The following is a 10,920-nucleotide window of genomic DNA, read 5'->3' as shown; positions in this document are numbered from 1 at the left end:
ATTATCCCCAGGGCCTCATCAGCCAGATCAAGCAATGCAACAGCATCTATAAGTTCTTTTTTCCCATACAGCTGGAAGACGGTAGCTATGAGGTGATTGAAGCCTACCGGGTACAACACTCCCATCACAAGCTGCCCACCAAGGGGGGGATCCGCTATGCCGAAACCGTAAATGAAGATGAAGTAAAAGCACTGGCTGCCCTGATGTCCTACAAATGTGCCGTGCTGAACGTGCCCTTTGGGGGCGGCAAGGGGGGTGTGCGCATCAACACCAGCAAGTATGACAGCCGCACCCTGGAGCGCATTACCCGCCGCTACACCATGGAGCTGATCAAAAAGAATTTTATAGGTCCCGCCCAGGATGTGCCCGCCCCCGATTATGGCACCGGACCCCGGGAAATGGCCTGGATCTACAGCACCTATCAGGAGTTTCACCCGGGCTCCATCAATGCCGCCGCCTGTGTTACCGGCAAACCCCTCACCCAGAGCGGCATTATAGGCCGCAATGAGGCTACCGGCCTGGGCCTGATGTATGGCCTGCGGGAGGTGTGCTGCTTTCGGGAAGATATGCAGGCCCTTGGCCTTAGCCCCGGGCTGGAAGGCAAGCGGGTGGTGGTGCAGGGCCTGGGCAATGTAGGCTACCACAGCGCCAAATTTCTGCAGGAACAGGGCGCCATCATTATAGGCATTGCCGAGTATGAAGGCGGCCTTTTCGATGAGAATGGATTGGATGTGGATGCAGTTTACCACCACCGGCGCGCTACCAAAAGCATCCTTAACTTTGGCAGGGCCCGCAACATCAAAAATTCCCGGGAGCTGCTGGAGTGGGACTGCGACATACTGGTGCCGGCGGCACTGGAGGGGCAGATCACCGAAGAAAATGCCCCCCGCATCAAGGCCAGGATTGTGGGTGAAGGCGCCAATGGTCCCGTTACAGCCGAGGCCGAAGAGATTCTGACCCGCCGGAACATTATGGTAGTGCCTGATATGTACCTGAATGCCGGCGGGGTAACGGTGAGTTATTTCGAGTGGCTAAAGAACCTGGCCCGGGTATCGTTTGGCCGCATGGACCGCCGCTACAACGAAATGAACAACCGCCGCCTGGTAGAGGCCATTGAAAAGGCCAGCGGTGTTTCGCTATCGGCCGAGATGAAAAAGGAAATTGTAAAAGGGGCTGGCGAGCGGGACCTGGTGTACTCCGGACTGGAAGACGGCATGGTTACCGCCTATCACAACATCCGCGAAACCAAACTGCAGAAAAAGACCCCTAACCTGCGTACGGCAGCCTTTGTAGTGGCCCTGGACCGCATTGCCGCCAATTATATAGAATTGGGCCTTTTCCCCTGATCTGCAGTTACCATTACTCCCCCTATGAGCCCACCCCTGCGGTGGGTTCTTTTTTTTAGGGTAACATTTAAGGGAACAATGCCGGGATCATATACTGTTGCAGCAGCTCCCATAGTTCCCCCTGTATGGGTTCATCGGCCCGGATCAGGATTGCGGCTTCCAGCTCGGGCAGCAGAAACAGGTAGAGGCTCTCCCCTTCCCAGAACAGGACTGGCTGCTTGCGTCCTTTGGCGCGCAGGCGGTAGTACTGCCAGCCATACACCTCCTTGCCCCATTCGGTAGCATAGGCAGGTGCCATGACCCGTTTTACTACTGCTTCAGACAAAAACTGCTCGCCATTCCAGCGGCCTTTGCGCAGCCAGAGGCTGCTCAGCTGCAGCAGGGCCTGTGGAGGCACACACAGCTGCCCTTCTTTTAACTGGTAGGCGTCTATCTCCAGGGGTTCAAACAGCAGCTCCTCGGCAGCCATGCCATAGGTATCGGCCGATTTTTTTTCTACCCGGCCTATCAGGCGCTGGTAGGTTTCTGAGGCCAGCTCAGGGGCCGTGGTATAGCTTGGCTCCCGCCGGGCCAGAAAGGTGCCCGTTCGGCCAGTGGGAAAAAACTCGTCCAGCGGTACCGGCGCATGGGGGATCTCCGCATGCCGCTGGTACAGGCGTGCCAGCAGGCTGCTCACATAGGCCGGAAAAAGGGGGTCTACACAGAGAAAGCGGGCGGTATCGGCTTTAGAACGCTCCTGCAGCACCATTTTTTCCTGCTGCATGATCAGGATACTACCCTGGCTGATGGCCCTGAAGCGGTTCATGAATGCTTCGGCCTGGTCTTCGTACTTCAGGCGGGCGGTACCAAAAGGGCTGGAAGAATCGGCCGGTGGCTGGTAGAAGTAAGGTTCCTGCTCAGCAACCAGGATTTGTTCGGAAGGTGCTTCCTGCACCGGGGGCTCAGCCGTACAGGCAGGGAGCAACAGGAAAAAAGCAGCCGGAGCTGCCAGAAATGAAAATACCCACAAAGGTCCACGAGGGGTTTTATCAAACCTCTTTAAGACACGTTTTAGGCTGCCTAGCCGGGTCAACCCTCCACTGTTAACATCCCGACACAGTCGGAATGACCCCGAATTGCTTCGGGATTGAGGCCCGGTTTCTCCAATAGGCTTCACCCGTTATTAGTATAAATGTTAGGTTTGAAAAACGGAATGGACCAATGTGGGCTATTCTTCAGTATGATTTGTCATACCTGGAATACAAAGGTAACACCTCCGGGCTAATAAATAATTTCCTGAAAGCTGATTTTTTGGCTAACAAGCGGCTTGCCGATGGGTTTTTTTGTGGAAACGCTTGTATTTGGGTGAAACTGGCTCTTTTTTTACCTTTCTTTCTGCCAGCATCGTATGCCCTGCTAACCACTATTAGGAATTCGCTTGTATGCGCAAAACAACTTTTTTTACCGTGGGACCCTCGGAGCTCTATTTTACGGCTGAAATGCACCTGAAAGAGGCGCTCCGCAGGCAGATCCCCTCCATGAGCCATCGGGGCACGGCTTTTCAAAGCTTATACCGGCATGCAGCCGGCCACCTGCGGGAGCTGCTCAATCTGCCGGAAAGCTACTACATCCTCTTCTTGAGCTCGGGCACCGAAGCCTGGGAGCGCATCCTGCAGAGCTGCGTGGAAAAACGCTCCTGCCACCTGGTAAACGGAGCATTCTCTAAACGCTTTGCCCATACGGCCAAAGAACTTTGCCTGGAAACGGAACTGATTGAAGCGCCGGACGGGAGCTGCTGCGAACCAAAAAGCATGTTGCTTTCCAACGACAGTGAGCTGATAGCCCTTACCTACAATGAAACCAGCACCGGCGCCATGCAGCCGGCCAGCGATATTGCCGACCTGCGCAAAGCCTTTCAGGATACGCTGCTGGCGGTAGATGTGGTGTCGGCTACCCCCTACCTTACCTTTGATGTGGAGCAGGTCGACAGCCTGTTTTTCTCGGTGCAAAAGGGTTTTGGTCTGCCGGCAGGCCTTGGCGTCTGGATCGTAAACGAGCGCTGCCTGTCCAAAGCGGTAAAAAAACAGGAAAAGGAAATGAGCCTGGGCAGCTACCACAGCCTGCCCGGCCTGATCGAAAAAGCAGAGGGCTACGAAACGCCCGAAACCCCTAATGTGCTGGGCATTTACCTACTGGGCAAGATTGCCGAGGAAATGAACCTGAAGGGGGCCGCCCAGATCCGTAAAGAGACCGAACAAAAAGCAGCCATCCTCTACCAGGCAATTGAGGATTGTGCGTACCTTGCTCCGTTTGTAAAGGAAAAAAAATGGCGCAGCAAAACCACCCTGGTGGCCGAGCTGCAGGATGTGGCCTACCACAAACCCCTGATGGACTACCTGAGCAGCCAGCATCTGGAGGTTAGCAGCGGCTATGGCAAGTATAAGGATCAGCACATCCGCATTGCCAATTTTCCGGCTCATTCCAAAGAACAGGTAGAGCGCCTGGCCGATGCGCTGCTGGCCTTTAAAAAAGTAGAAGTGTAAATACCCTTGTCCCGAATGTACCCAATTAAAAGGATCCTCGTTGCGCTTGATCTTACCGACATGGATGTTACCCTCATCCAGTACGCTGCCTTTATCGCTAAAAACACACCGGCAGAAAAGATCTATTTTGTCAACATCATCCGCAATTTTCACATTCCAGAGAGTGTATTAAAAGAATTTCCGGGCCTGATGGATACGGCCATTGCCGAGCGCAAGGAAAAGATGAAGGCTGTGGTAGATGCCCACTTTCATGCAGGCGAAGCCATTCTCACCCGCTTTAAAATCCAGTACCTGGTAAAAGACGGCGCCCCGGCTCGCAAGCTGCTGCAGATGAGCCAGGACTCTGATATTGACCTGATCATAGCCGGCCGCAAAGTTTCGCTGGAAGGCAGCGGCGTGCTGGTGCAGCGCCTGGCCCGCCGGGCTGCCTGCAACCTGCTGATCGTACCCGAAGGTAGCAAGCCTAAAATAAAGACCCTGCTGGTCCCATCCGATTTTTCGGAGCACTCCAAACTGGCGCTGGAAGCCACCATTCAATTTGCCCACCGCAATCCGGGTATTCAGATTGTGGTGCAGAATGTGTATACGGTTCCCCCCGGCTACCATTACTCGGGCAAGACCTACCAGGAGTTTTCGGCCATTATGGAAAAGCACGCCCGCAAGGACTATAAAAAGTTCATCAGGGAAATCGATCTGATGGGCCAGAAAATAAAGGACGTGTATTCCCTGGATGAAAATGATAATTTAATGACGGATATATACGATAAGGCAATTGAGATTAATGCAGATGGGATAGTGATTGGTGCCAAGGGCCGTACGGCGGCCACTGCCCTCTTTTTGGGCAGTATAGCCGAGCGGGCCATACAAATGAACACCCGCTTTCCGCTGCTGGTGATCCGGCCCAAGGGCCAGAATGCCGGCTTTCTCGATTTTATCATGGACATTTAGAGCCCGGATTGCCCCTCGTAGCCGTCCGTAAACCCCCTTTAAAGCAATGAAACGGATCGCCTACCTGCTGCTCAGTTTTTTGCTGGCCTGCCAGACCAGCTCACAACCCGATTATTTCAGACCTCATTTGCAACTGGACGAACTCTTCCGGGAGGTACAGCTCAGGCGTGTATTTCCCGATAATAAAACCTTTGTCGACAGCCGCCCCAAAACTGATCCGGCCCGCATTCTGGAACAGTATCAGGCTCAAAAAGGGGCAGCAGGATTTGATCTGAAAGCCTTTGTGGAGGCGCATTTTGAGATCCCCGGCGGCGCCGGCGAAGACTTTGAGCTCAACCCTGCGCTGAGCATGGAAGACCACATCAGCAACCACTGGCGCTACCTGACCCGCCCGGCCGATGAGGCCGCCTCCTGGTCTACCCTTATCCCCCTGCCCCACGAATATGTAGTGCCGGGCGGCCGCTTTCGGGAGATCTATTACTGGGATAGCTATTTTACCATGCACGGCCTGGCCAACAGCGAGCGCATGGACCTGCTGGAGAGCATGCTCAGGAATTTTGCCTGGCAGATCGACCACATCGGCCATATCCCCAACGGCAACCGCACCTATTACCTGAGCCGTTCGCAACCGCCCTTCTTTGGGGCTATGGTAAGCCTGTACCAGCACCACAAGGGTACGCAGGCGGCTCTGGCGTTTCTGCCGCAGCTGGAGAAAGAATGGGCCTTCTGGATGCAGGGCGCAGAGCAGGCTGCACCAGGCGCCGGCCATCGGCGGGTGGTGCAGATGCCCGATGGCAGCCTGCTGAACCGCTACTATGATGATACCGAAATACCACGGCCCGAGAGCTATGTGCAGGATGTGGAAACAGCCGAGCAGCTGCCCGAAGCTGAGCGCCCCCTGCTCTACCGCAACCTGCGCGCCGCCGCCGAATCGGGCTGGGACTTCAGCAGCCGCTGGTTTACCGATAGCAAAACGCTGGCCACCATCAACACCACCAACATTGTACCGGTAGACCTCAACAGCCTGCTCTACCACCTGGAGGAAACCATAAGTGAGCTGCACCTGGCGGCCGGCAATGGAGATAAAGCCGAAGATTTTGAGATCAGGGCAGAATCCCGCAAGGCCGCCATCAACAAATGGCTCTGGAACCCCTCCGAAGGGGTCTATGGCGATTATCATCTGCTGCAAAAAGCCTTTACGCCGGTAGTTTCGCTGGCCATGGTCTACCCCCTTTATTTTGGCCTGGCCGAAGATGCGCAGGCCGCCTCGGTAGCCCAGCGGCTGGAGCGCGACTTTCTGCTGCCCGGCGGCCTGGTAACCACCCTCCATGAGACCGGCCAGCAGTGGGACTACCCCAATGGCTGGGCGCCCCTGCAGTGGATGGCCATTCAGGGCCTGAGCCGCTATGAGCACCACCAGCTGAGCAGCGAAATTGCCACCCGCTGGCTGCGCCTCAACCGCAAGGTGTTCCGCGAAACCGGCCGCCTGATGGAAAAATACAATGTAGCCGATACCAGCCTGCATGCCGGCGGCGGAGAGTACCCCCTGCAGGATGGCTTTGGCTGGACCAATGGCGTAGCCATTTCCATTATCCGCGGTGAGTAAATAAACCGCCCTGGCGGGTTAAACCAAGAGGCCTATTCTGCATCTAAGCCGTGTGAGCACCCTGACCACCTATCCGGACGATAGCGAGCTGCTGCAAAAATTCAGCATTACCGAAAGCCGGAACTGGGCCTTCAATCAGCTGGTGCGCAAATACAGCCCGCGCATTTACCAGCACATTCGTAAGCTGGTGATCGATCATGATGATGCCAATGACCTGGTGCAGGAAACCTTTCTGAAGGTGTGGGGCAGCCTGGAAGATTTCAGGCAGGCCTCCAGCCTTTTTACCTGGATCTACCGCATTGCCACCAATGAGGCGCTGGCCTTTTTACGCAAAAAACGGCAGCGTTTCTTTTTACCCCTTGTCGATTACTCCGCCGAGCTCACCAACAAGCTGGTAGCCCAGCATGCACCCAGTGGAGATGAAATTCAGCTCAAACTGCAAAAAGCCATTTTACGCCTGCCCGACAAGCAACGGCTGGTCTTTAACCTCCGCTATTATGATGAGCTGCCCTATGAGGAGATGTCGGAGATCACCGGAACTTCGGTAGGTGCACTCAAGGCCAGCTACCACTTAGCTGTTAAGAAAATTGAAGAATATTTAAATGAAGATTAAACTTTCATGGAAGAGTTGCATCTAAGAAGCAAATGAAAAAAGTAACGCTCAGCGACATACCAAAGCAGGAGCCTTTTACAGCGCCTGATGGCTATCTAGAGGCCCTGCCCCAACGGGTGCAGCAGCGCATTCAGGAGCAGTCGCCTGCGGGGGCCGCTTCGCCCCTTGGCCGCTGGTGGCTGCAGCCCCGCCTACAGCTGGCATTTGCCAGTCTGGTGCTGTTGCTGATGGCAGGGGCACTGTACCTGCGCCAGCCCAGTGAGCAGGCCGTTACCGAAGATGCCTATACCCTGCTGGAAGAGGTAAGTGACCAGGAACTGGTCAATTACCTGGAGAGCAGTTCCAGGCTTAGCATGCAGGAGATCCGTGCCGTTGCCGATTGGCCCGAGGATGCCCTGTTAGGCCCCGGTCTGCCCGATGAGCAGGCACTGGAAGAAGAAGTCTTAAAAACAATCGATACGTACTCTGCTGACGAAATATGGAAATGAAAAAAGCCTATCTGCTCACTGCCCTTTTGCTGCTGCTGAGTCTGCCCGTTGCCCTGGCGCAGGCGCAGGCTAAGGCTCAGGGAGACCGCAGCAACGAAAAAATTGAGGCTGCCCGCATCGCCCACATCACCACCCGGCTAAACCTCAGCCCGGAGCAGGCCCAGAAATTCTGGCCGGTCTACAACGAGTACGCTGGCAAGCGGGATAAGCTGCGCCAGGAGCACCGCACCATCATACAAAGTGGCAAGGGAGTAGAGCTGGGCAATGAGGACGCCCGCAAATACATCAGCGAGCACCTGCGCATGGAGCGGGAAGAAGCCGCCCTGGATGAAGAATACTACGGCCGAAAACTGCTCAGTGTGCTGGAACCCCGCCAGGTAGTGCAGCTGATGCATGCCGAACATGAATTTAAAAAAATGCTGCTGGACCGCCTAAAAGAACGCAGGGCTAATTAGGGTACAGCACCCCCTATTGAGTTGATTGGTTAGGTTGATTAAGGGAAAGAGCACAGCCAGTGAGCTGTGCTTTTTTTATATCCCTAAAGCATACCCCTTACCGCCACGGTCTCTTTTCCGAAAAAATCCCAAATCCTCCTCTGCCAATCTCCGCCTCACTTTTCGTATCTTGCAGGCTATGAGCCCAATTAGTCTGCTCGAACTCAGCCAACTTATTCGGTATACGCTGGAACGCCACCTGGAGCAAACCTACTGGGTTATTGCCGAGATTGGCGAGCTGCGGCAGCACCACCGGGGGCACTGCTACCTGGAGCTGATCGATAAAAAAGGCGATGAACTGGCCACCAAGCAACGCGCTACCATCTGGTCCTATTCCTACCGCACCATCAGCCAGCATTTTGAGCAGGTAACCGGCCAGCCGCTGGGCCCCGGACTCAAGATCCTGTGCCAGGTGCAGGTGCAGTATCATGAGCTCTATGGCATGAGCCTCAACATCCTGAAGGTAGATCCCAACTATACCATGGGGGAGCGCGCCCGGCGCCGTGCCGAGATCGTTCAGCGCCTGATTGCCGAGGGGATCTATGACCTTAACCGCCGCCACTCCCTGCCGCTGGTACCCCAGCGCATAGCCGTAATCTCTTCTCCCACCGCTGCAGGCTGGGGCGATTTTGCCGACCAGCTGATCCGCAACCCCTATCGCTTTCGCTTTGATGTTGTGCTGTTTCAGGCCAGCATGCAGGGCGATGGCGCCGGCGACAGCATTTGCCTGGCGCTGGAGCAGATTGCCCGGGCAGCCACCCCTTTCGATGCGGTGGTGATCATACGCGGAGGGGGTGCCCGCACCGACCTTGACTGTTTTGACCAGTACGAGCTGGCCGTTTCCATTGCCCAGTTTGAGCTGCCCATCGTAACAGGAATTGGCCATGAGCGGGATGAGACCATAGCCGACCTGGTGGCCCACACCCGCCTAAAGACCCCTACGGCCGTGGCCGAATTTCTCATCAGCGGCCTGCGCAGTTATGAGGAGCAGCTGGAGGCACTGGCCAACCGCCTGTTTGGCTATGCCGATCAGTACCTGAACCGTCAGGAGCACCAGCTCAGCAGGCTGCAGCAACACCTGCAGGCGGGGGCCAGGGGACTCTTAACGGCAGAGCTCAAACACCTGCAGCAGCTGGGCGCCGGCCTGGGCACCAATACGCGCTACCGCCTGCGCTTTGATAAGGAGCGGCTGCGCAACCTGCAAAAGACCTTATACTCGGTCAGTGACCGGGCGCTGTGCAACGAAGCCTCCCGCCTGGACCAGCTGGCCATTACCCTGCACCTGCAGGACCCCAAACGCCTGCTCCGAAGGGGCTATACCATTACCTACCTGGAGGGCAAACCCCTGCACAAAGCCGGTGCGCCACAGCCGGGCCAGCTGCTGATCACCCATACCAGCAGCAAAATTGTAACAAGTAAAGTAGAAAACACCACCTCCGAATCTGACGAGTAATGACTTATAACGACGCCATCAAGAAACTGGAAGAAATTGTACACCGCATTGAAAACGAAGAGCCTGATGTGGACGAGCTCTCCGGCATGGTAAAAGAAGGCTATGAACTGCTGATGTTCTGCAAAAAGCGCCTGAAAGCCACTGAAGAAGAAGTGCAGGAAGCCTTTGAAAAGCTGAAGGAATAAGCAGCTGCACCCCTTCACCAGGGATTAATACCCTACCCTACCCAGCCTGCGCCCGTAGATCATGGCCGTGCCAAAGCCTACCAGTGCCCCATACAGATGCGACTCATACGAGACATTGGGCTCGGTGGGGAGCAGGCCGTAAAAAAGGCTGCCGTAAAAAATAATGATCAGCGTGGAGATGATCAGCGATCGGAAGTCTTTTCTGAAAAAGCCAAAGAAGATCAGGAAAAAGGCCAAGCCATAAATTACCCCACTGGCGCCAATGTGCAGGCTGGGCCGGCCAAACAGCCATACCAGCATGCCGGTGATAAAGTAGCAGTAAAAGAAGATCTTGTTGGCAATGCGGGGGTAAAAGAAAAAGAGCGTGGTCCCAAGAAACAGAAAAGGCACCGTATTGGAAGCAATGTGCCACCAGGAGCCGTGCAGCAAGGGGGAGGCAATGATCCCAATCAGGCCAAACAGGTCCCGGGGAAAAATGCCCAGAAAGCTAAAATCAATTCCCCAGCTGATCTCAAAAAAGAAAACGCCCCACATGAGCAAGGTGAGGCGTGCCGGCACTAACACACTTTCGCTGATTCTTTCCAGCATAATTTATTATACCCGGTAGGTACGCGGATCGTCTATCATAGGCAAAGTTATCACTTTCGATTCATTGTACCCAATAGAAAGATAGCCGAATACGCCACCGCTGGCCTCGGCCACCTGCTGGGCCAGCTCCCGCAGGCTGGCATAGATCTGCTCTGCCAGGGGCTTGTGTAGCTTGAAGAGGATGGGATTGAGCTGCTTAAGCTGATCTGACAGGTAGCGGTAACGTTCATTGATATCCCGGGGGAGCTGCTTGCGCAGCTGGTCTATATCGCTCTGGTAGCGGGGGCGTACCTGATCATAGTACTGCAGCAGATCGGGCCGGGCATGGATCTTCTTCCAGCGGGTGATGTCTATGCCACGCGCTATTTCATTTTCCTTATAATCGCCGTCGGAGCCTGCCACCAGCATGGTCACCAGGGCCGGTGCCTGCAGCAGAAGCTCGGTTTCACCGGAGTTGAGGGGTAGGTTACTTGTTTCCATAATCTCCTATAAAATCAGGAAAGCGGCTTTATTGTTTGATCAGATTGGCAGACTGTTGCCGCAAGGCAGCGGAGGCCTGCCGGCGGTGGTGCTGCATATGGGCGGCCATAAACTGCAGTGTCTGCCGCAGGCTAAGGCACCGGCCGAGGGGAGTAGTAAAAACAGCAAGCTCTCCTGTTTATCGGCGGGTAGCGCCT

At 55.2% G+C, this 10,920-nt stretch carries 12 protein-coding genes and 1 pseudogene; 9 read left to right on the top strand and 4 right to left on the bottom strand.

Annotation, left to right across the window (positions count from 1 at the left end):
- Positions 1-1,346 (top strand): Glu/Leu/Phe/Val family dehydrogenase (locus ADICEAN_RS18135; protein WP_040398073.1); only part of this gene is annotated, 1,346 nt, incomplete at its 5' end.
- Positions 1,347-1,413: 67 nt separating this feature from the next.
- Here the strand turns inward: ADICEAN_RS18135 and ADICEAN_RS18130 are convergent.
- Positions 1,414-2,355, bottom strand: a complete 942-nt coding sequence (locus ADICEAN_RS18130) for a serine hydrolase domain-containing protein (protein ID WP_040398064.1) — start codon at positions 2,353-2,355, stop codon at positions 1,414-1,416.
- Positions 2,356-2,791: 436 nt separating this feature from the next.
- Here ADICEAN_RS18130 and ADICEAN_RS18125 point away from each other — a divergent pair, with 436 nt between their 5' ends.
- From ADICEAN_RS18125 to xseB, 8 genes are all read left to right on the top strand, one after another.
- The gene (locus tag ADICEAN_RS18125; RefSeq protein ID WP_236612954.1) at positions 2,792-3,868 is read left to right on the top strand and encodes an aminotransferase class V-fold PLP-dependent enzyme; all 1,077 of its coding nucleotides are present in this window, start codon (positions 2,792-2,794) and stop codon (positions 3,866-3,868) included.
- Between the two features lie 15 nt (positions 3,869-3,883).
- Complete coding sequence (locus ADICEAN_RS18120; protein WP_009197111.1) at positions 3,884-4,816, top strand: universal stress protein; 933 nt, start codon at positions 3,884-3,886, stop codon at positions 4,814-4,816.
- A 46-nt stretch (positions 4,817-4,862) separates the two neighbouring features.
- Entirely contained in the window at positions 4,863-6,422 is a 1,560-nt protein-coding gene (gene treF / locus ADICEAN_RS18115) for an alpha,alpha-trehalase TreF (RefSeq protein WP_009197110.1), read from the top strand.
- 52 nt (positions 6,423-6,474) lie between these two features.
- Positions 6,475-7,035: an RNA polymerase sigma factor gene (locus ADICEAN_RS18110; RefSeq protein WP_009197109.1), complete on the top strand. Its 561-nt coding sequence runs from the start codon at positions 6,475-6,477 to the stop codon at positions 7,033-7,035.
- A 32-nt stretch (positions 7,036-7,067) separates the two neighbouring features.
- Positions 7,068-7,523: a hypothetical protein gene (locus ADICEAN_RS18105; protein WP_009197108.1), complete on the top strand. Its 456-nt coding sequence runs from the start codon at positions 7,068-7,070 to the stop codon at positions 7,521-7,523.
- Complete coding sequence (locus ADICEAN_RS18100; RefSeq protein WP_040398062.1) at positions 7,520-7,978, top strand: hypothetical protein; 459 nt, start codon at positions 7,520-7,522, stop codon at positions 7,976-7,978. Before ADICEAN_RS18105 ends, ADICEAN_RS18100 begins: the two co-directional genes overlap by 4 nt.
- A 178-nt stretch (positions 7,979-8,156) precedes the next feature.
- Positions 8,157-9,470 (top strand): exodeoxyribonuclease VII large subunit, encoded by a 1,314-nt coding sequence (gene xseA / locus ADICEAN_RS18095; protein ID WP_009197106.1) that lies wholly within the window; start codon positions 8,157-8,159, stop codon positions 9,468-9,470.
- Positions 9,470-9,655 carry an exodeoxyribonuclease VII small subunit gene (gene xseB / locus ADICEAN_RS18090; protein WP_009197105.1) on the top strand — a complete coding sequence of 62 codons (186 nt, stop codon included), beginning with the start codon at positions 9,470-9,472 and terminating at the stop codon, positions 9,653-9,655. Before xseA ends, xseB begins: the two co-directional genes overlap by 1 nt.
- A 24-nt stretch (positions 9,656-9,679) precedes the next feature.
- On the opposite strand, the gene ADICEAN_RS18085 is transcribed toward xseB, so the two are convergent.
- From ADICEAN_RS18085 to ADICEAN_RS23975, 3 genes and pseudogenes are all read right to left on the bottom strand, one after another.
- Complete coding sequence (locus ADICEAN_RS18085; protein WP_009197104.1) at positions 9,680-10,243, bottom strand: rhomboid family intramembrane serine protease; 564 nt, start codon at positions 10,241-10,243, stop codon at positions 9,680-9,682.
- 6 nt (positions 10,244-10,249) lie between these two features.
- Complete coding sequence (locus ADICEAN_RS18080) at positions 10,250-10,723, bottom strand: hypothetical protein (RefSeq protein ID WP_009197103.1); 474 nt, start codon at positions 10,721-10,723, stop codon at positions 10,250-10,252.
- Between the two features lie 28 nt (positions 10,724-10,751).
- Positions 10,752-10,883 (bottom strand): annotated as a pseudogene (locus ADICEAN_RS23975) (hypothetical protein); the annotation flags it as partial.
- Positions 10,884-10,920 lie beyond the last annotated feature (37 nt).

Source organism: Cesiribacter andamanensis AMV16 (assembly GCF_000348925.1).
Classification (GTDB): Bacteria; Bacteroidota; Bacteroidia; order Cytophagales; family Cyclobacteriaceae; genus Cesiribacter; species Cesiribacter andamanensis.
This window is presented reverse-complemented; position numbering and strand designations above follow the sequence as displayed.